Origin of the sequence: Ktedonosporobacter rubrisoli (assembly GCF_004208415.1) — a bacterium.
Taxonomy (GTDB): Bacteria; Chloroflexota; Ktedonobacteria; order Ktedonobacterales; family Ktedonobacteraceae; genus Ktedonosporobacter; species Ktedonosporobacter rubrisoli.
Genome location: NZ_CP035758.1, coordinates 3,890,031 through 3,910,786 on the forward strand (window position 1 = coordinate 3,890,031; position 20,756 = coordinate 3,910,786).

At 52.2% G+C, this 20,756-nt stretch carries 15 protein-coding genes; 11 read left to right on the top strand and 4 right to left on the bottom strand.

Annotated elements, in window-relative coordinates; translation table 11 throughout:
* Positions 1 to 76 precede the first annotated feature (76 nt).
* The 5 genes from EPA93_RS17275 (at position 77) to EPA93_RS17295 (ending at position 8,147) form a co-directional block, all read left to right on the top strand.
* On the top strand, positions 77 to 847 hold the full coding sequence (locus EPA93_RS17275; RefSeq protein ID WP_242527430.1) for an ABC transporter ATP-binding protein: 771 nt from the start codon (positions 77 to 79) through the stop codon (positions 845 to 847).
* Positions 844 to 3,225, top strand: a complete 2,382-nt coding sequence (locus tag EPA93_RS17280) for an ABC transporter permease (protein ID WP_129888706.1) — start codon at positions 844 to 846, stop codon at positions 3,223 to 3,225. Before EPA93_RS17275 ends, EPA93_RS17280 begins: the two co-directional genes overlap by 4 nt.
* A gap of 452 nt (positions 3,226 to 3,677) precedes the next feature.
* A complete protein-coding gene (locus EPA93_RS17285; protein ID WP_129888707.1) occupies positions 3,678 to 6,869 on the top strand; it encodes a winged helix-turn-helix domain-containing protein in 3,192 nt (1,063 codons plus the stop codon).
* Between the two features lie 38 nt (positions 6,870 to 6,907).
* Positions 6,908 to 7,207, top strand: a complete 300-nt coding sequence (locus EPA93_RS17290; RefSeq protein ID WP_340689240.1) for a hypothetical protein — start codon at positions 6,908 to 6,910, stop codon at positions 7,205 to 7,207.
* Between the two features lie 106 nt (positions 7,208 to 7,313).
* Positions 7,314 to 8,147 carry an SDR family NAD(P)-dependent oxidoreductase gene (locus tag EPA93_RS17295; RefSeq protein WP_129888708.1) on the top strand — a complete coding sequence of 278 codons (834 nt, stop codon included), beginning with the start codon at positions 7,314 to 7,316 and terminating at the stop codon, positions 8,145 to 8,147.
* A 249-nt stretch (positions 8,148 to 8,396) separates the two neighbouring features.
* Here EPA93_RS17295 and EPA93_RS17300 read toward each other — a convergent pair whose 3' ends face one another.
* The 3 genes from EPA93_RS17300 to EPA93_RS17310 form a co-directional block, all read right to left on the bottom strand.
* On the bottom strand, positions 8,397 to 9,287 hold the full coding sequence (locus tag EPA93_RS17300) for an isocitrate lyase/PEP mutase family protein (protein ID WP_242527431.1): 891 nt from the start codon (positions 9,285 to 9,287) through the stop codon (positions 8,397 to 8,399).
* Between the two features lie 489 nt (positions 9,288 to 9,776).
* Positions 9,777 to 11,333, bottom strand: coding sequence for a sensor histidine kinase (locus EPA93_RS17305; protein WP_129888709.1), 1,557 nt, complete (start codon positions 11,331 to 11,333; stop codon positions 9,777 to 9,779).
* 3 nt (positions 11,334 to 11,336) lie between these two features.
* Positions 11,337 to 12,041 carry a response regulator transcription factor gene (locus EPA93_RS17310; RefSeq protein WP_129888710.1) on the bottom strand — a complete coding sequence of 235 codons (705 nt, stop codon included), beginning with the start codon at positions 12,039 to 12,041 and terminating at the stop codon, positions 11,337 to 11,339.
* 633 nt (positions 12,042 to 12,674) lie between these two features.
* On the opposite strand from EPA93_RS17310, the gene EPA93_RS17315 reads away from it, so the two are divergent.
* The 6 genes from EPA93_RS17315 (at position 12,675) to EPA93_RS17345 (ending at position 19,583) form a co-directional block, all read left to right on the top strand.
* Positions 12,675 to 13,100, top strand: coding sequence for a GntR family transcriptional regulator (locus EPA93_RS17315; RefSeq protein ID WP_129888711.1), 426 nt, complete (start codon positions 12,675 to 12,677; stop codon positions 13,098 to 13,100).
* A gap of 245 nt (positions 13,101 to 13,345) precedes the next feature.
* Positions 13,346 to 14,314, top strand: a complete 969-nt coding sequence (locus EPA93_RS17320) for a threonine ammonia-lyase (protein WP_129888712.1) — start codon at positions 13,346 to 13,348, stop codon at positions 14,312 to 14,314.
* Between the two features lie 478 nt (positions 14,315 to 14,792).
* Entirely contained in the window at positions 14,793 to 15,914 is a 1,122-nt protein-coding gene (locus EPA93_RS17325; RefSeq protein ID WP_129888713.1) for a winged helix DNA-binding domain-containing protein, read from the top strand.
* A 51-nt stretch (positions 15,915 to 15,965) separates the two neighbouring features.
* A complete protein-coding gene (locus tag EPA93_RS17330; RefSeq protein WP_129888714.1) occupies positions 15,966 to 16,211 on the top strand; it encodes a hypothetical protein in 246 nt (81 codons plus the stop codon).
* A 244-nt stretch (positions 16,212 to 16,455) separates the two neighbouring features.
* A complete protein-coding gene (locus EPA93_RS17335) occupies positions 16,456 to 18,384 on the top strand; it encodes a primary-amine oxidase (RefSeq protein WP_129888715.1) in 1,929 nt (642 codons plus the stop codon).
* Between the two features lie 236 nt (positions 18,385 to 18,620).
* Positions 18,621 to 19,583 (top strand): phosphotransferase enzyme family protein, encoded by a 963-nt coding sequence (locus tag EPA93_RS17345; RefSeq protein WP_165423206.1) that lies wholly within the window; start codon positions 18,621 to 18,623, stop codon positions 19,581 to 19,583.
* Positions 19,584 to 20,133: 550 nt separating this feature from the next.
* Here EPA93_RS17345 and EPA93_RS17350 read toward each other — a convergent pair.
* The gene (locus EPA93_RS17350; protein WP_129888717.1) at positions 20,134 to 20,679 is read right to left on the bottom strand and encodes an alpha/beta fold hydrolase; all 546 of its coding nucleotides are present in this window, start codon (positions 20,677 to 20,679) and stop codon (positions 20,134 to 20,136) included.
* Positions 20,680 to 20,756: the final 77 nt, after the last annotated feature.

Here is a 20,756-nt window from a genome sequence, read left to right on the forward strand (position 1 = left end):
TCTATGAGAAGGGGCGGGCTATTGCTGTTCGACCCAAGAAAATTCCTTATCGCTTCAAAAGCAAAGGAGCAACTTAGTGAATCGTAACGAGCCTACTTTTCCGCAAAAGGGTTCTAACGCCTGGGCTGGCGCTCCTTCAACGCTAGTCCAGGTAGAACATCTCACCCATATGATTACAACGCGTACCCAAAAAATAACTATCCTTGATGATATAACATTCGCTATTCCAGCCAGAAGTATCTTCACAATCAATGGCCCTTCTGGAAGTGGAAAATCGACCCTGCTAAATATGCTCACTGGAATTGACAGGCCAAGCTCGGGCCGCATCATATTTGCCGGGGAAGAACTGAGGGTGCGTAGCGAGAATCAGCTGGCCCGCTGGCGTGGTCAACATGTAGGAATTGTCTTCCAATTTTTCCAGCTTATCCCGACCCTCACGGCACTGGAGAATGTATTACTTGCCCTGGAATTGGGCAAAAGTAAGCTACCACGCCGCAGCTGGCGCCTGCGCTCCCTTCAATGCCTGGATCTAGTCGAGATGGAGCAATATGCTCAGCGCCTCCCCAGCGAACTTTCCGGCGGCCAGCAACAACGCGTCGCCATTGCCCGCGCCCTCGCCAACGATCCACCTGTTATCATCGCCGACGAGCCCACTGGCAACCTCGATTCACAGATGGCTCACGCGGTCTTCGACATTCTGACCAGGCTGACCCAATATGACAAAACCATCATCTATGTAACTCATGATCTCGATCTCGCCAGCCGGGCTACAGCAGGACTATTGCTGCGCGATGGCCGTATCGTTCAACAGCTTCACACTCATCTGACCTCAGGAGAACAAAGATGATTTCAGCCTTAGACACCTTGCTCATCCGCAAATCAATAGCAGACGTTACGCGCCGCAAAGGCCGCACGCTTCTTGTGGTCCTGGCTATCTTCATCGGCGTTTTTGGCTTGACTGGCATTAATGTCTTTGAATTCAAGATCTTTGATGGCTTTGCCTTTATGCAAAACCGCTCTAGCTATCCTGATATCACTTTTATTGTTGACCATCTAGATCCTGATGTGATGAAGCAGTTTGCCTCAACTCCTGGTGTGAAGACAATTCAGGCCCAGATGGTTGGCAAATTTCAGTGGCCCACAACTACGATAGGCACAGTCGGAATGTACATTACTGCCTTTCCCGATCCACAGCATAGCAAACTTGGCAAGTTTGAGCTTACCAGCGGTCACCAGCCAGGACCCGGCGAGATCTTGCTAGAAAGCAACGATACGGTCCTGCAGCCCTTCTCTCTCAACGAGCTTATCCATCTCAATGGACCGACAGGCCCCGTGCAGTTGCGCGTCGCTGGCACGAGCAGAACACCCGGCCTGGCCCAGATAAAGGCCACCAAAACTGCTCAAGGCTATATGAGTATAGAGAGCTTGAGCCAGCTACTCAAGATCAGTACGCCAAATAGCATCGCCGTCAAGGTTAAGGATATACAAGCGATTCAGGGTACAGCCAGTGCGCTCAAACAAATCCTGCACAAGCATGCTCTCACGATTGAGGATACAACTATTCAGAGCAGCATAGCAGAACAATTTGGCAGCGATTTTGTGACTGGCTTCTTTAATCTGGTGCGTACGCTGGCTGCAGGGGCCCTCATTGTCTCTTGCTTCCTGCTTATCAATACCCTGACAACCTTGATAGCCGAACAAATGAAGATCATCGGCACAATGAAAGCCGTGGGAGGCACGCAAGGAACTATTATCCGTGGCTATCTTTTTACTGTGCTTATCTATAGCCTTCTCGGCACCTTCTTTGGCCTGCTGCTCGGAATCATTATTGGCTACATAGGAGCCCTGCGCTTTGCAACGATCAAGGGCTGGGATCTTGGTCCTTTCTCTATCGCGCCTAGCGTTTTCCTTATTGGCCTTCTTTCTGGTATCGCCCTTCCCTTGCTAGCAGCCATGGTTCCCTTAATAAACGGGACGCACATTACTGTGCGCGAGGCAATAAGCGCTTACGGCGTCATCAACGATCAGGCAAATAATCGCAGATGGCAACGCTTTCTCGCCGAGCACCTGCATTGGCTTCCTCAAACTGCCTGGCTTGGCTTGCGTGGGATATTTCGCAAGCGCGGACGCGCACTCATGACGATTACTGCCCTGGCGCTATCCGGGACGACATTTTTGGCAGCCATGACCGTGAAATCCAGTATCAACGAGATGGCTCTGCACTTGAATGATCAGTTTATCTATGATGTGAGCGTATCTTCCGATCAGCAGGCCTTTTCTCAACCGTTTGCACAACTGCGTCAGGCGCTCTCTTCTATTCCCAACGTGGCACATATCGAAGCAGGCACCAGCGCCGCCATTAATACCCCCTGGGGCATCACCTATCTGCAAGGCATAGATAGCAATACCCGAGTCTATCGCAAGTCCATCCTGGCCGGACACTGGCTTCTGCCTGGTGAGCGCAATGTGCTTCTGCTGGATAAAGATACGCTCCAACGGGCCAATCTCGCACCGGGGGCGAGGCTTTCCTTTTCAACCGATACAGGCCACAGAGCTAGCTGGAAAATTATTGGTGTGCTTAACGATATCAGTCCTATAGTGGGCTTTCATGGCCTGGTAGTTACCAGCACCGAAAATGTCAATCGGCTCGTCGGCAATCAGGAAGGCAGCGTTAATCAGCTCTTCATCCAGACACGCGATCATTCGCCTGCTTCGATAAAACAAACCGAGAACAAGGTCCAACAGGTCTTGCAGAATATGAGGCTAAAATTTACTGTTGCCAGCAAACAAGAGCAGGCGGCCGACGATGCTAACAGCGCAATGGCACTGTACATCATCTTTTATGTGGCAGCGGCAGGGGTCGGCCTAGTGGGCATTCTCGGACTTTACAATACACTGACCAGTTCGGTGCTAGAAAGGCAGCGCGAGATAGGCATCTGTCGTTCAATGGGAGCCAGTTCAGGCCAGGTGGCGCGCATCTTCTGGCTCGAAGGGCTCGCTCTGACGCTTATCGCCTGGCTCTTGAGCCTGCTTCTCGGCCTGCCCATCTCCTATGGCTTTGTGACACTTTTTTCTCAATGGCTCTTTCCAATCCCTTTCGCCTTCGATCTCTGGTCACTGCCACTCATGCTTCTCGTCCTGATCAGTATAGGCAGCCTTGCCTGTTTTGGCCCAACCGTACGGGCAAGCCGGGTTCGCATTGCTGAGACTTTGCGCTATGAATAAGGTTTCCCACAATTCAGCACTGGTATTCTCTATTCCATATCCTATGGCTATAAGAAATTTTATCTGCGAATATGCTTCTGCACACTGCCCGGAAGCTGCCGATAGTGCTCATAGCAGCACTTATCGGCCTGCTTCTCTTGCTACTCTCACCTATGGGTTGCTGTACCTGCTACATATCTCTACGCACTGGTTTTTCTGGATCTGTGGAAGCTTACTTATTATCGCCAGCGCGGCTTATAGAGCACTTGTGATTATACAGGGCGGGAAAGGGGACGAAAGGCTTTGCGTTGCCTGGATAGAAAGTGAGGCTGCAAGGCTACGCAAGCTTGCGGGCAGTACTCACTTCTGCTATACTCACCCATGTTGGGGACTTGGGGAGAAAGCCAGTTGGGTATCTTTGTCTACCAACCCCTGTTGTACCCATGATATCCAGCATCTTTTCGAAGGAATTTATGCCAAAACCACCCGCTCATGTATTGATCTGGTCTGCCGAGAATGGCCTCTACGTTCTCCATACCTCTGGTTACCCACCACAAGTGCTCACCCCAGGGAACGAGGACGTGTGGCACGCCTGGTTGCTAACTCACGTCTCCTTTTCCTTCCAGGGGCAACACGGTCATCTCAACGTGCTCAAAGAGACTCGACCCCGTGGAACCGGCTACTGGTATGCTTACCACAAGAACTCTGGCCGCAATCGAAAGCGTTATCTTGGACAGGGCGCGAACGTAACCTTCGCACGCTTAGAGGAAATTGCGCGCGAACTCCAGGAGGCGCCCCCTGAGACCTTACCAACGCAGGCACCTGCTTCCTTGCTCACAACACAGCATGGCCATAAGACCCTTTCCGGCACCGTGCCACAAGCTGACGAGCAGCCTGATCCCAGCAATATGATAATACTTACCAGGTTCTCTCCTCCCAGCTTGCCAGCCACGCTCGTGGTACGAGAACGCTTGCTCTTTACTTTGGATGCCGCCCTCTCTCGTCCACTCACCCTGCTCTCTGCCTCTGCGGGTTGGGGCAAGACCACTTTACTCGCCACATGGGTACAAAAGCACCCACAGTCAGTGGCTTGGCTCACCCTTGAGGAGATGGACAATGACCCGATGCGCTTCTGGATCTCAGTGATTGAGGCTCTTCGTAGATGCCGGCCTGGGATAGGAGAGCAAGCGCTCTCCCTGCTGCAAACGCCTGCTCCTTCTCTTGCCCCTCTCGCTACAAGCTTAACGGCTTTGCTCAACGAACTGGCCAACCAGCATGCTGAGGCCTCGCCCATCTTGCTGATCCTTGACGATTATCACGTGATCAACGAGCCCACGATTCACACCTCGCTGACCTTCTGGTTGGAGCATCTACCTCCTCATGTACATCTCTTGCTCGCCAGCCGGGTCGATCCAGACCTTCCACTCGCCCGCCTTCGAGTGCGTAGCTACCTGGCGGAGATTCGCGATACCGATCTGCGCTTTACGCGGGAAGAAACGCAAAGCTTTCTTACCCAGCGCATGAGTCTGGCCCTCTCAGAGAACGAGATTGAGCTGTTACAAGCCCGCACTGAGGGATGGATCGCCAGCCTGCACCTGGCCGCCCTCATACTTCAGAAACACGCTGACCCTTCTGCTTACGTGCAAGCCCTGAGTGGCAGCCAGCGTTACTTGCTCGATTACATGCGAGAAGAAGTGCTCGCACATCTGCCTGAAACGTTACAGGACTTCTTGTTGCAGACTTGCGAACTCCCCCAGTTGAACGCTTCTCTCTGTGACGCTATCAGGGATAGGGAGGATAGTGCTCGTCTGCTCGAACAAGTGGAACGGGCTAATCTCTTTCTGCTGCCCCTGGATGAAAGTCGGCAGTGGTATCGTTATCATGCGCTGTGGGCCCAGGCGATGCAGCACGAAGCAAGGGCTCGCCTGGGAACGACCACGCTCCGTTTACTGAGGAACAAGGCGAGTCGGTGGTATGAGCAGCAATCGCTGCTACCCGAAGCGATCGAAGCGGCGTTGGCCGGGGAAGATTTTGCCCGCGCTGCGTCGCTGATCGAGCGTTTTATCATTCCGCAGAGCTTTCGCAATTCGTATCATACGCTGTCTCGCTGGCTGAGGCAACTACCAGAGGAGATCATGCGAAACCAACCCGATCTCTGCTTCCAGTCTGTCCTCGCATTGACGTTTACAACTGATCGGCGTTCGCCTGCTACCTGGGAATATGTTGGGATGCTTCTCCAGTGGGCAGGGCGGGGCTTTGAGGCCCTACAAGAGTGGGAGAAACTGGGGGAAACCCTACAATTGCAGGCCGAGCTTGCCTTTTTTCAGGATGATCTTGTCAAAACGCTGCGGCTAGCGCGTCAGGCCCGACCACTCCTTACCAGGCAAAGTCTGATATACCCGGAAAACCTTGTGGCACGCGGAGTAGAAGCCTATCTGGCTGGCGAGATGGAGATAGCCTGGCAGTGCCTTCTCGAAGGATATAGAAGAGCAAAACACTTCGGGAATCATTCCTCAACGTTAACTACATCCCTCCTATTGGGCGGAATCTGCCTGGAAAAAGGCGAATTACGGAAAGCTGCCCAGCATTACCATCAAGCCCTCGCCCATACCGAAGAAGACCAAGAGACCTTCCGTCAGCAATTGCGCCTGGAAACCGGAGAGGCTGAACCATTCTTTGCCTCCTGGATCTATCATTGTCTTGCCCAGCTCTCGTATGAACAGAATGAGATGGCAAACGCGCAGCGCTATCTCTCTCAAGCGCTGAGCTTTCTCTCAAGACCAGAGGAAGGCATCCATGTTTTTACCTCGGGTTCACTCATCCAGGCCCGCTTGCTGCATGCATCAGGAAAGACAGCTCAGGCCCAGGCTGTGCTCTTGAAATGGGAAGGACAAACTCGCATCCCCTGGTCACTGAGAGCCATACGCACCTGCCAGGCACGATTGCATTTGGCCGCCGGCGCTCTCTCCGCAGTCGAACTGTGGGCCCAGGAAAAGCAACGGGCTGATCAGTCCCAGCCACCCGATCTGGAGGAAGCGTTTCCACTCATCCTCCAGCAAGAAGAAGGGCTGCTCCTCGTACGGTTGCACCTTGCGCAAGGGCACGGGGAAGCCGCATTGAAAGCGCTGGCTCCCTGGCAAGAGATAGCTCACGCTCAGGGACGCAAGCGCAGCATTCTGGAAATCCAGATTCTGGAAGCGCTGGCTCATGTTGCCCTCCATGCACACAGCCAGGCCCGATCCTCCCTGCTTCAGGCCTTGCGACTGGCGCAGCCTGAGAACTATCAACGCCTCTTTCTCGATGAAGGCCCGGCGCTGGAAGCACTGCTCAAAACATTGCTACCCGATCTCCGCGAGGCCTCTCTGATCTCCTACACGCGCACCCTGCTGCGTGCGTTTGCGCAGGGGCCCGATGCCCGGCCGGCAGAAGAGCTAACCCCTATCGGGAAAGTTTCGCTGCCCGTAGAGTCCCTGAGCGAGCAGGAGCGGCGCGTCTTGCGTTTGCTGGTGGTAGGACGCTCCAACCCGGAAATCGCGCGCGAACTGGTAATCTCGGTCAACACAGTAAAGACCCATGTCCAGAGTCTCTATCGCAAGCTGGATGTCCATAATCGGACTGAAGCTGGTGAGGTCGCAAGACGTTTGTCTCTGCTCTCATCTTTCTAAACCTCCTCACTTTCTTTTCCCCTCACCCACATACAATCATGCCATTGGGTGAAGGCGCCTCACCCCCTCACGCTTTATACTTCGAGCATCGGAAACAAAGGGAGGAGGCGCTTAACATACGCTATCGCATCTGGATCAAAGGACACCTGGACCCATCCTGGCAGGAATGGTTTGAAAATCTTCAGATTCTTCCTGATGGCCCTGGTACAACCGTGCTGGGTGGATCATTTGTCGATCAAGCGGCGCTCTACCGGGTACTGCTCAAAATTCGGAGTCTTGGCCTCGTCTTGCTCTCCCTTGAGACAGACGAGTTTCCGTCAGTCCAGGAAGAGCTATGATGCCGTCGCGCATCATTGGCTTTCGCACAAGACCAGGAGCAAAAGAGAGCCCCTTAAAAGAGAGCCCCTTCTAGAATTGTACGCTGAAACAACAAGGAGAACATTAATGTATACTTATACAGGCAAGATGGCCTTGATTACGGGAGCTTCATCGGGTATCGGAGAAGCCTTTGCTCACGCATTGGCATCACGTGGAATGCATCTCATTCTCGTTGCACGTACTGAAGCGCGTCTGCACGAGCTCGCCCAGGAGCTCACCCACGCTTATGGAGTACGGGCCGAAGTCATTCCCGCCGATCTGAGCCAGGAGTATGCTACATCCACTATTGTACATGAAGTGCAGTCTCGTGGACTCGTGGTCGATATGCTTGTGAACAATGCAGGTTTTGGCTCCTATGGCCATTTTACAGACGTGGACCTGCAACGGCATCACACACAGGTAATGGTTAACGTGACGAGTGTGGTTGATCTGACCCGTGCCTTCCTTCCGGGTATGGCAGCACGCGGCGATGGAGCTATTATCAACATCGCCTCCATCTCTGCCTTTGCGTCGATCCCTTACATGGCCGTATACCCGGCCTCCAAATCCTTCGTCCTCTCGTTCTCAGAAACCTTAGCAGCTGAGTACAGGGACGAGGGCGTCCGCGTAATGGCGCTTTGTCCTGGGGAGGTCAAGACGAACTTTACCAATGTTTCGGGCAACCCTTCTGCCCCAGGGCCTTCCATGACAACTGACGAGGTGGTAGCATTCGCCCTCAAGAATCTGGAGCGCGGACGCAGCTTTGTTATTCCTGGGGCCTTTAACAACATGATGAGTATCGTCTGGCGCTTGCTGCCACGCCGTTTCTTTGCAAATGCTGTGATGAAGTCGCTGAAATCCAATCCCCCCTCCTCGGTGAGGGCTGAGACTGGCAGAAAAGAAGTATCCGCCGTGAAATGATTTATTACAGACGAGAGCAATGCGCGAGAAAAGGCGAAGGGAAATATCGCTCCTCGATCAGGCGCTTTCTGCTCAAGCTCCATGGCTTGAGCCTGTCCGGCCTAAAGGTAAGCCGGACAGGCTATCGTCGAACCAGGAAGAAGCAGATTTTCTGCTCCAAGAAAGGATGCATAAAAGCCATGAATTTGTATGTACTCGTCAAGATAAAAAACAGCAGTCAATGCGACAACCGTCACTGCTACCTCGCTCCTAGACCGAAGAATACCGACGTTCCAGGGCCTCAATCTCCGCTAACCCAATATGCTTGGTGAACTGGGAGAAGCTCACCATGTGTTCGGCAAAGGCGGCCGACGTTTCTCCGCGCTTGAGCAGGTCGAGCAAAGCCAGGATATTGTGGGTCGCGGCGAAAAGCAAGCTCACCGAGAAAATGATAACTTTGAAGCCCAATTGCTGGATCTTCTCTAGTGGCAACAGGGGCGTTTTGCCGCTTTCGACCCAGTTGAAGACGAGCGGAACCCCCTGGAACGTCTCAGCGATCTTTTGGATTTCCTCTAGAGATTTTGGGGCTTCGATCAGCAGCATATCAGCACCTGCCTCATAATACGCCTGAGCTCGACGCAGCGCCTCAGCAAAGCCAAGGACGCCGTTTGCATCTGTCCGTCCAATAATGATAAAGTCAGGATCTTCGCGAGCATCGACGGCAGCCCGGATCTTCTGAACCATATCTTCCAGAGGGATGACTTGTTTCCCTCCCAAATGCCCGCATTTTTTTGGCCAGGCTTGATCTTCAAGGTGAAGGGCGGCAACTCCTGCACGCTCGTATTCACGAACGGTGCGCCGGACGTTGAGAGGGCTACCATAGCCAGTATCGGCATCGGCAATTAAGGGGCGCTTCCCCATCACAGCAGTAAGCGCGGCCGCGCGTGTGACCATCTCACTCATGGTCACTAACCCAACATCTGGTTGCCCAAGGACACTGGCCGCCGTTCCAAATCCTGTCATGTATGCAAGTGGGAATCCAGCCTGTGCAATCAGGCGTGCGCTCAGGGCATCATAGGCTCCTGGAGCGAGAAGCAGGCCAGGCTCTTCCAACATACGGCGCAAACACGTTGTCGTAGATGTGTTTTCACTGTTTGTCACGTTTCTCTCCTTCTATTCACATGGGCGGACTCGATCATCCCTTACTTAAGATGCAGCTGTGATGCAACAAGGACAGTCCTGATGGGATCAGCTAGCCGCTATGCTCACAGAAACGAGCAAGATGTGCCTCGAAAGGAGCCTGCGGACCCTACGCTTCAGATAAGGAATGATCGAGCTTCGTTTGAGAGCAATTTTATGCAGATACTCTTCTCCTAGCCCGAGGCATTTACTTCAGACGCGTTTGCTCTCTCGTATTACTTTACCAGATGAACATGAAATAAATATGAATACAATGATTTATTATTATAAATATGAATTTGAGGTATTTACTATGCATAGAATCATATTAAAAATGCATAATAAAATATGCTTAAAACGTTTTTATATCGCAAAACGTTTTCGATTGCTCTATTGGCCAAAGGGCCAGAAGAGTGTAAAGCTTATCGGAAGTCGGAAGAGCTACACTTGTAATTGTGCTATTTTATAGAACTAGCGCAGACGAGGCAAATATAAGGTGAAGCAGCTCCCCTCACCCAGGGTACTTGCAGCTGCTACGCTGCCACCCATTCCTGTGATCCACTCTTTTACGAGCGAAAGACCTATGCCAGCCCCACCTTGCTGCGGCGTTTTTGCTTGATAGAATCGTTCCCAAATATGTTCAAGCTCTTCCGGCGCGATCCCCTCTCCAGTATCTTCAACGGAGATGCCGACGCGCTCTGGCTCAATAGTCACAATCAGTGCAATCACGCCGCCTGGCGGCGTATGGCGCAAAGCATTCCGTATAATATTTTTGAGCGCCTGCTCTAAGCGTTGCTCATCGGCGCTGACCCTTGGTATTTCATCTGGCATGTCTGCTACCATCTCTACTTTGTTCGTGCGCCAGGCTAGCGGCGCACAGCTCTTCATGAGCGTCTGGACAAGCTGGTATACATCGCATGGAACTGCCTGGAATACAATCGGCTTGACTTCTGCCTTGGAAAGGGCAAATAATTCGTCGGCCCGTTCCTGCAATTGCAGGACTTCGCGCTCCATCGTTTCTATATCTTCCCAGAGTAGTGCTTCGGCTATCTGGGGACGGTTTTTGAGATCGCTTTCCAGATAGCCACGCAAGATGGCAATGGGAGTACGCAGTTCGTGAGACACGTTAGCGAAGAGCTCGCGCCGTTCGTTGAGTAAGAGTGCCACATAGTCCCGCTCTGTTTGTAGGTCGCGAATGATTTGCTCTATTTTGTCTGCCATTGCATTGAAATTCTTTTGCAACTGAGCCACTTCATCCTTGCCCGCAACAGGAGCACGAACCTCATAATGACCTATGCGCAGCCTGTTCGTGACAGCTACCAGTTCTGTAATACGTTTAATCGTAGGGCGCGTCACAATGTAGGCAAAGACAATAAATAATGGCATCATAAGCAAAAGTATGATGAACACAAAAATGCTAAAGAAGATCAAGAAGAAGAAAAATCCTGATAGGAGCACAAAATCAAACGTCAGCCCTGCCCTCTGCTGGATTGACAGGACATAGAATACGCTGGCTATAGCTGACACAAAGATCAGTATCACGACATGCGCATGAATAAGCGTCCAGTGCAGCGATCGTTGCCTGAGACGATTCCAAAAATGGAATAAGCAAGCGATGCCAGTGAAGAAGAGGAGATAGAAGAGAGATAAAACGGCTGATAAAAGAAGCAAAAAATAGAATTCAGCAGCATTTTGCGTTGATGTACCTGGAGATAACAATAAATACATCGATACTATATATAACAGATATAGCGGGAGTGAAATAGCAAAAGAAGCAAAAATTTGCTTCAATAATCCTTTGCTCCAAAGAGGTTCAGGAGGAGCAATGCGAAATAGGGACCAGAGAAGGCATAGCGCATTGATATTATTGTTCCCTTTCCAGGGATTTGATGAGGCAGAGAGGTGATAGCTCATTTGAAAGATGATCATGATGAGCCAGATGCCTCCACCAATCAGCAAGGTCTCCGTCTGGGCCTGTATGGTTGAACGGGAGAACCAGAATGAACGACGTGGTTTTGGCTCTGACATGCTCTATTTCCCTTCCCGGCGCAAGCGATATCCAATGCTGCGCACGGTTTCAATCTTCGCGCTCAGTGGTCCTATCTTCTTACGAATGCGTAGCATTGCATTATCGACAGAGCGGTCTCCCTCATGATATGCAGTTTTCCAGATGGTTTCTTGCAAATATGAGCGGCTAAAAGTCCGTCCCGGACTGCGCAGCAGCAAATGCAGGGTTTCGAATTCGTTGGGGCTCAACTCAATCTCACCCCCATCCAGTATCACCATATGCGCTTGTGGGTCCAGTGAGAGTGGCCCGTAGTGCAATACGTTTTGCTCACTGTCAATCTGATCTGCGCGAGCAATTTGTTGCATTTTTTCAACGCGACGCAGCAGAACATGGACGCGGGCAATTAATTCGCGCATACTAAACGGTTTGGTTAGACAGTCGTCGGCGCCCATTTCCAAACTGAGTACCCTGTCTACCTCTTCACTGCGTGCGGTCAACATCAGGACAGGCGTCATGGCGTTCTGGTGAATGCGACGTAGGACCTCGAGGCCATCTAATCCCGGCAACATCCAGTCGAGAATTACGATATCTGGCTTTTCTTCCTCATAGAGGCGCAGCGCCGTCAAACCATCGCCGGCATAAAGCACATGATAGTTCTGGGCTTCTAGCTCACGAATAATCACCTGTGCAAGCTTCTGGGTATCTTCTACCAGTAATACGGTTGGCATTCAAGCTTCTCCTCCTTCCAAATATTTCTCTGATCCTAACACTGATCAGATAAAAAAGGCAAGTTCAATTTGAGCCTGCTTGATGCTTGAGACATAACTGCGACGAAAGAATGAAGTAACCGCAACAAAATGAGGACCCACCCATGACAAGACGATTCTATACTTCAATCAAGCACTTTGACAGGGATAAGGAAATAGCGACTGTATCGGAGGGGTTGCCACGCGTTGGAGCACTTATCGTAACGCCTGCAGCCTATCGCCATGCTCATGCGCGTTACTACTTGCGAACATTTGGCACTGTGGCTGGTGGCTCTCAGAAAAACTCATTGACATTTACTCGAAACCGATAAGTCTGCACTCTCACAAAAGAAATCGCAAAGACATTCTTGTGATGAATGAAGCCGCATCTGACATTAGTATCGCTCCTCTCACAACCATCCAGACCTGTTGATTCTCGATAAGCCAATCAATCTGGACCCGATGAGTGTGACCGAACAGAGCGGAGATCAGATTAAGGGGGACAAAAATCTTATACCATGCTGCAGAACTGCCTGAATGTGCCCAGCCTAATTTTCCCGCATCATCCTGCCGCTGTATCGATGCCAGAACACGTGAATAAATAAAGGCAAGAAGATGGCAATCTGGTTACAGGTCGATATACAAAGCAGCATCCCTATCTATGTGCAGTTAGTCGAACAGATCCAGCATGCCCTGGAAGCCGGCACGATCTTACCAGGAGAGACGTTACCATCGGTGCGCGAACTAGCCAGTGAGTTGTCAATCGCGCCTAACACGATCGTCAAGGCCTACAAAGAGCTGCAACGGATGGGCTTCACTGAGAGTCGAGAGAGGAAGGGAACCATAGTGCTCGGTCATGTCCAGGAGACGAGGCGGGCGCAACAGCAAGAGGCGCTACTAGAGCAGCTGGGTACCGCTGTCCACGATGCCAGCAAGCTAGGGGTGAGCGCCGAAGCTTTGCAAGCCCAATTTGAGCAAGCCGTTCAGCAGTTTTATCCTGAAATTCTGCAACAAGAGATAAAGCATGAACATCACATATAAAGGGGCAAGACATGAACAGCAATATATTAGATAAACATAGAAGCAATACTCTATCTCAGCTGTTGACCAGCAACATGGCCATCGAGGTTGAGAACTTGACCATCAGCTGCGGAAGTATTCAGATTCCCAAAATGATGCTCTCTTGCAGTTCATGAGGACCATCTTTAAAATCGCCCCGAGGTACGCATAAAGCTACCTTTGGCTCGTTATAGCAACCCAATTCAGTATTCCTTCAGGAGTAAGATATGCAACTTGTTCAGCCTTGGGAAAAGAAATGCCTATCGTCATTTTATCAACAAGTTCTTTTAACTCCCCTCCATCCATATCATAGCGTTAAGATCCCCTGGAAAGAACTCTACCTCAAAGATGAAACCAGGCAGGTCACGAATGCTTTCAAATTTCGCGGAACCTGCTATCGACTCTTATGTGGGCTCTCGGCAGAACGGGTGGTAACAGCATCTTCCACGGGAAATCACGGATTGGGGCTTTCAATGGCTGCCCGTATCCGTGGCCTTCAAGCTCACATCTTTGTCCCTACCAAAACTGCTCACATCAAGCTTGAGGCAATGGTGGCCAATGGAGCCACTATTATCAAGGTGGACGGGGACTACGAGCAGGCCTGGTTGGCCTCTCAATACTTTGCAAAGCAAACAGGAGCAACGTATATTTCTGGTTTTGACGATTACGAGATTATTACTGGCAACACCAGCCTATTTTCTGAGATTGAGGCCCAGCATCAGGGCGGTTTTGATGTGGTTTTCGTCCCGGTTGGCGGTGGGGGACTCCTAGCAGCCTGCCTCCAATTCTTTCAGAAGAGGAATGTGAAGGTCGTCGGGGTTGAACTTGACAGTGCCCCGGCATTGTCGCTCTCGCTTGCCCAGGGAAAGCGTGTGATATTAGAGCACATGGCAGGTCGAGCCGAAGAGCTTCTAATCAGACAGATTGGGGCTATCCCTTTCCAGATCGCGCAGCAAGCCCAAAATCTTGAGATGTTTCTGGTCTCCGAGGCCCACATCAACCAGGCTATTCGTCTGCTCTGGCAGCACAACGGCATTCGCGCTGAAAGGGCGGGAGCAGCGAGTGTCGCCGCAGCATTGCACTATCCTCTGGCTAGTCAGGAGCAAAAGGCCGTCGCTATCGTTTCTGGAGGCAACATCGATGAAGCTGCCTTTCAAGAGGCTCTTGAAAGTTCCATTCTTGATGACCGAGCTTAAGCTGCCTTTTATGAAAATCGCTGCTTAGCGAAAGACAGGTTCCCACCCTCAAAACCTGCTCTTCCTAATAATGATGCTTCTCTACGTTCTCATGAATTTCTAGAAGTGCGTGCAGAGCTTGAACGGGAGCAAAACGCAAGCGCCGTGGTGGCCTTGCGTGTGGCTTTGCGCAAAGCCGCTTGGCAACGCCCTCACTCCTCTCGCCGCTTTCCTTGACATCCCTTTATCCTCACGTTTTGATTAGTATCGGCTCTTGCACTCAGTTCTACCGTGAGCGATACTTGTAGATGCATGAGAGGTTCCTTTCTGTGAGGGTTGAGGTTTTTTTGTATCCTATCACAGATTGGACCTCTCTTTTTTCTCGACCCCGCCTTTTGGCTGGAACCCAGGTTTTGAGGACGCGTTATGACCGCATAAACCGGTATCCTGGTATTAAAAATCGTGTTAAAGCGCCGATTGGATAGAAAGGAAGAAGCACATGGCCACATTGAAATGGTATCAGGTGCATGCTTGGCGTTTATCGCAACATGGTCTCTCCCCACGTTTCTCCTCGCAGGATGCTGTTTCGGCAGTTGCGCGCACTGCTGGGATTCAGGCCCAGGTGTTGTCAGCTGCCGAATTGGCAGTGTGTACCCGTGTGGAAGGACTCTCTCCCCGCGATGTCAAAGCAGCTATCTTTCAGGACCACACACTGGTGAGAACATGGGCCATGCGTGCTACCTTACACTTACTCCCTGCAAGAGAACTTCCTCTGTATGTAGCAGCGCGTGACTGGCAGCAGACTGCGAACTGGTCAAAGTATTTTGCTGAGTTTGGCCTCTCAAGTGCGCAACAAGATGCCTTTCTCCTGGCTATTCCGCATGTTCTGGAACAAGGATCTCTGACTCGCCTGCAACTTGCAGACGCAGTGGCCAGGCACACGGGGATTATGCGCTTGCGCGACTTGATCCTCTCTTCGAGTTGGGGGACGCCTTTGAAGCCATCGGCCTATCGCGGGGACCTCTGTTTGGGGCCAGGCCAGGGAAAGACAGTCACCTTCATGAACCCCAGAGGATGGATTGATACATGGCAGCCAATCGAGCCCAAGCAAGCGCTTCAGGAAATCGCCAGTCGATATCTGCGAGCCTATGGCCCGGCGACAGCAAATGATTTTGCTTTTTGGTGGGGATGTGGAAAAACCCTCGCCAAAAACCTCTTCCAATCCATGAAGGAAGAGTTGGAAGAAGTTGAGGTAGAAGGGTGGCGAGCCTTCGCCTTGCGTGCGACGCTTCCACATATCCAAAGCATTGAAGCAACAGAGCAGATCCACCTGCTTCCCTTATTCGATGCCTACACGATTGGGGTGCCGCGCGATTGCGAGCCCTTGCTTGCCCAGGCCTACAAGCGCCAGGTTTTCAACCTTCAAGGATGGACCTTTGCAGTCGTTCTCGTCAACGGCTCCATCCAAGGAGTCTGGCACACGCAAATCCGGCGCGCGCACATCGTCATCAAGGTGAACCTCTTCTCCTCTTCCACCCCTTCGCTTCGAAAAGGGATTGAAGCTGAAGCGCAACGGCTCGGTCATCTCTTCGAGAAGAGGATCTTGCTGGAATATACTTAGGCCTTGCTTATCCAGAACCTGCTTTGCAAAGCAGGTTTTACCTGTTTCTCGGTGTGTATAGTGATTCCCGAAGGCGTTGCCGAGCGGGATCATCTGCCCGAATGGATCGTCATTCTGGCTTCCCTGCATCCCCTGCTGGTTCAGGTCATCACTGGCCTCTGCCTCACTTATTCTGCACATCAGATGCCCCAGGTGGATACGCTGAAGACGCGCCAGATCTGCCTTGCGCCGCTTCTTCGACGCGGAGATGCAGGCGCTCGGCCTGAGCGTGGACCGCATGGGGCAAGGCTTTCTTGACGTGAACATACGAATTCAGCAGATGCCAGGCGATCTTAAGGATAAAGTCAGTTGCTGCCTATCTCAGCTTCCTTAAGCAAGATGTCCGTCTTTCTGCTCTCTCCTCTTGTCTTGCATTATCCTGAATATATGTTTTCCTGGCTAATTGATTTTTCTCCCCTTTTTCCCTATACTTGAATAACAAGCAGAAAAGAATCTCTCTGTTTTTTATTGTCATGCCTCTATTTCTGTATGAGGAGGATGCATGCATTATCCCCACCATCCTTTAGATCCCCTTTCCGCCGAGGAATTGCGTCAGGTGGTCCAGTTAGTGCGAACACAGCGGCACCTCTCCGAACGCGTGCGTTTTGTCTCGATCAACTTGCATGAGCCAGCTAAAGCGCTGGTGCTCTCCTTTGAGCCCGGCGCCAGTTGGGAACGCGAAGCTGAGCTAGTACTGCTCGATACCCAGGATGGCGCCACTTACGAAGCCCTCGTCTCCCTGAGCAGGCAGCAGGTCCTGTCCTGGCAGCACCTTCCCGGGGTGCAGCCCTCGGTCATGCCTGACGAGTTCTTTGCCTGTCAACAAGCCCTTAAAGTTCATCCAGGCTTTCGGGAAGCGCTGCGTCGGCGCGGCATTACCGACATGGAGCAAGTGATGATTGAGCCGTGGTCCGCTGGCAACTATGGCGCTCCTGAAGAGCAAGTACGCCGCCTTGTGCGTGTGCTCACCTGGGTACGCCTGCCCGATCCTGCGGCTCCTGGCCTCAACGATAATGGCTATGCTCATCCTATTGCAGGGCTGCGCGTGCTCTTTGATCTCAACACGCTTGAGGTGGTGCGCCTGGAGGATGATGGCGTGCAAGACATTCCGGCAGCACGGGCCAATTATACTGCCGAAGCCGTGGGCCAGATGCGCACGGATCTCAAACCGCTCTCCATCGTGCAGCCAGAGGGACCAAGCTTTGTGGTGCAAGGCAACCAGGTCAGCTGGCAAAAGTGGAGGTTTCGTGTGGGCTTTACCACCCGCGAGGGCCTGGTGCTGCACACGCTCAGCTACCAGGATCAGGGACGAACACGTCCCATCCTCTATCGGGCCTCGCTCGCGGAGATGGTGGTGCCCTATGGCGATCCGGGAGCTGATCATTATCGCAAAAATGCCTTCGATATCGGCGAATATGGCCTGGGCTGCATGGCCAATTCCCTGGAACTGGGCTGTGATTGTCTGGGGCTGGTCCACTACTTCGCTGTGGCCATGGCCGACAGTCAGGGTCAGGTCAGCACCTGGCCTAATGTGATCTGTCTGCATGAGGAAGATCATGGTCTGCTTTGGAAACATACTGATTGGCGCAATCGTGAGACGGAGGTGCGCCGTTCGCGTCGCCTGGTGCTTTCCTTTATTGCCACAGTGGGCAACTATGACTATGCCTTCTACTGGTATTTTTACCAGGATGGCAGCCTGGAATATGAGATCAAGCTCACCGGGGTGATGGCTACGGGCGCCTTGCAACCAGGGGAACAGCCCACCTATGGAGCGCGTGTCGAGCCTGCCGTCTTTGCGCCCAATCATCAACATATCTTCAACCTGCGCCTTGACATGCAAGTGGACGGCTTCACTAATTCGGTCGAGGAAATCAATACGCAGGCCGAGCCGCTGGGACCAGGCAATCAGGAGGGCAATGCCTTCTTTGCCAGGGCAACCAGGCTGACCAACGAGCAGGAAGCTCAGCGCGACGTCAATCCGCTGAGAGGGCGCTACTGGAAGATTGTCAATCCCAACGTGACCAATCGACTGGGAGAGCCGGTAAGCTATGCCCTCAGCTTTGGGCAAACGGGCTTGCCCTTCGCACATCCCCAGGCGCATATCTCCCAGAGAGCCGGCTTTGCGCGTCATCATCTCTGGGTCACACCCTATCATCCCCAGGAGCGCTATCCCGCCGGGGACTATCCCAACCAGCATCCGGGCGGCGCGGGATTGCCGAGATGGACGCAACAGAAGCGTTCGGTGGAACAGACGAATGTGGTGCTCTGGTGTACGCTCAACTTGCTGCATCTGCCGCGCCTGGAAGACTGGCCAACGATGCCGGTACATAGCATCGGGCTCATGCTCAAGCCGGCTGGCTTCTTCGATCGCAATCCCGCCCTTGATGTGCCTCCTCCGTCCCAGGAGTCGCCGGAATCGTGTACCCACTAGTACATTGAGGCGTTGAAAAATCCATGATAGCATAGAATGACTTGCGCGACCAGATCCTGGCCTTCATCGGCTACGACAATCGTACGATGGCGAAACCCATCAAGTGGACCTACACAGGCATCGCTTAGTGCTTATCCGAAGACCGGTGCTCCAATGAGGGCCAGGGTGAGTTGAGAAAAGAGAAAGATCCCATGAACGCCCCTGAGAAGTCAGCACAGCAGAAGGATTCAGGCCGAATGAGAGCAGACGAGCTGATGACTATCGTGACGCAAGCGTATCCAGTGGAGCCCATCTCCACCTGTGAAGTGCTGCGGCTTCACCCTCACCAAAATAGCACATACGTGTTGCGTACCACAAATGGAGCCTCTTATCTCCTTCGCCTCTATGGACGGCATTGGCGATCACATCCACGCATTTGCTATGAAATAAGCTTGCTCAACCATCTTGCTGAGAAGGGCGTTGCTGTCTCAACTCCCCTCCAGCGCACCGATGGCCAGTTCTTCGCTCCGCTGCTCCCAGGCAAGGACGAGCGCTATTTCGCACTCTTCACGTCTGCGCCAGGAGAACTCTGTACTGGTGGGTCATTACGTGAGTATCACGCTGGCTCTCATTTTGGACGAGCTGTGGCACACGTGCATACGGCCTCGGATGATTTTACCTGTCGCTGGGAGCCACTTCTCCATGATCTCGATTATCTCTTGTATGAACCACTCGCCCACCTTTCGCCTTGGTTCCAGCATCGCCCTCATGACCTGGAGTATCTTTACGCACTTACCGAACGTATTGAGAAAGCGTTGACTCCTCTTATGGAGGCTGGTCTGAATTGGGGTGTCTGCCACGGGGATCTGCCAAGTGGGAATGCCCATATCACGAGTAAAGGTCTGGTAACCTTTTTCGATTTCGATGGGTGTGGAATGGGATGGAGGGCGGCAGAGTTATCTCAGATTTTAGAAGGAGCGGCGTGGAGGAACGAGCCTGCGATCTGGTCGCATTTTCTCGAAGGGTATCAAGAGGTCAGGCCACTTCACGCCTCAGACATGCAAGCCATTCCCTGGTTCGTAGCGACGGGTCCGATCTGGTTCCTTGGCACCTGGGCACAAGAAGCGACGCTCGGCTTCAGCGACGCTCTCCCAGATGAGCAGGTGGATACCATGTTGGGCTTCCTCCACCAATGGGAGGAGCGTCACTTCAATGAGTGAACTGACGATACGTCTATCTCTCCGAAAGCAGGCCAGGGGAGCGTGTCTACTAGTTTTTGGAGACGTTCTTAATCATGGACGGATCTCTGCCCTACTGTCCTAGTGGAAACAGGGAAACTGCTCTCAGCAACGCAGATTGGACGCTATTGAGCTAGAAACAATTCCCGCTGGCTTGAGTTTGCTTCTCTCAAGCCAGGCAAGAGAGGGAAAAAACTCGATTTCCGAGATCAATGTATGCGTCTCTATCATGGCCCCTCTATAAGCGGGCCGTAAGCCAGGTGGTTGGACGCTCGTCTCGCGAAGGCGTGTTTGTCAAAACAGGCAATTCTACGATTTTGCTCAAAGAGGTGCAGCGTCCTTCATCTGCACCTCACCTTGCGGCACACGACTGGAGGTAAGCCCACTCTTCTATCTCAGGCACATGCAGCGACAGGGGCAAGAGTGTAATCGATGTCTCACCTTCAATACTGGATACTATCTTATACGCCTTTCTATCGAGTTGGCTCATCATAAGCAATGGACGCAGGCACAAGAAACTGTGCGGTTAGTCCTACAACTGCTTGATATCTTGAGCAAGCAGAGGCAACCCTTCGGTGAAAGAATGTTCCTTCCCATCGATCACGCGAACCGTTGCCTGAGGCAATTGTTCTTGATAGCGTCCCAGAGAAGAAAACGGGACTTCTTCATCATCACGACTGTGATACAGGAAGAGGTGTCGGATCGTCGGAAGGTGTGCGGCAAAATCCTCAGGAACCGCGTACTCAAGTTGCCAGCCCTGCCTTTCCCAGTAGGGCGCAGATACCAGAAAAAGCCCGGCAATCGGTTTCTGGTAGGTTCCTTCTGCCAGGTATTTGAGCAAAATTGAACCCCCTACAGAGTGTCCAATGACCAGGGCATCAGTATCGAGCTTGCCGAGCTCTTGCTCAATCTGATCTCTCCAGGGAAGGTAGCGAGGATTGTCGGCATCAGGCATATCTGGAGCCAGGACCTGGTAATCGCTGCCAAGCTGCTGTCGCAGGAATGCCACCAATTTGCCGCTGCCAAAAGGGTCGTGCTGATTGCCTGAACCATGAATGAAAAGTATTTGTTTGCTCATTTGTATTCTCCCTTTTATATGATTTCTTTCGTATTCATTCGCTACTCTCGATGAGATTGCATCTTCCACGCAGTCTG

Bases quoted from the DNA above. Each gene is read 5' to 3' on its own strand.
- EPA93_RS17345 (WP_165423206.1), top strand. From the start codon at position 18,621: ATGAGAGCAGACGAGCTGATGACTATCGTGACGCAAGCGTATCCAGTG.
- EPA93_RS17350 (WP_129888717.1), bottom strand. From the start codon at position 20,679: ATGAGCAAACAAATACTTTTCATTCATGGTTCAGGCAATCAGCACGAC.
- EPA93_RS17285 (WP_129888707.1), top strand. From the start codon at position 3,678: ATGCCAAAACCACCCGCTCATGTATTGATCTGGTCTGCCGAGAATGGC.
- EPA93_RS17310 (WP_129888710.1), bottom strand. From the start codon at position 12,041: ATGCCAACCGTATTACTGGTAGAAGATACCCAGAAGCTTGCACAGGTG.
- EPA93_RS17295 (WP_129888708.1), top strand. From the start codon at position 7,314: ATGTATACTTATACAGGCAAGATGGCCTTGATTACGGGAGCTTCATCG.
- EPA93_RS17290 (WP_340689240.1), top strand. From the start codon at position 6,908: ATGCCATTGGGTGAAGGCGCCTCACCCCCTCACGCTTTATACTTCGAG.
- EPA93_RS17305 (WP_129888709.1), bottom strand. From the start codon at position 11,333: ATGTCAGAGCCAAAACCACGTCGTTCATTCTGGTTCTCCCGTTCAACC.
- EPA93_RS17280 (WP_129888706.1), top strand. From the start codon at position 844: ATGATTTCAGCCTTAGACACCTTGCTCATCCGCAAATCAATAGCAGAC.
- EPA93_RS17325 (WP_129888713.1), top strand. From the start codon at position 14,793: ATGGCCACATTGAAATGGTATCAGGTGCATGCTTGGCGTTTATCGCAA.
- EPA93_RS17315 (WP_129888711.1), top strand. From the start codon at position 12,675: ATGGCAATCTGGTTACAGGTCGATATACAAAGCAGCATCCCTATCTAT.
- EPA93_RS17320 (WP_129888712.1), top strand. From the start codon at position 13,346: ATGCAACTTGTTCAGCCTTGGGAAAAGAAATGCCTATCGTCATTTTAT.
- EPA93_RS17335 (WP_129888715.1), top strand. From the start codon at position 16,456: ATGCATTATCCCCACCATCCTTTAGATCCCCTTTCCGCCGAGGAATTG.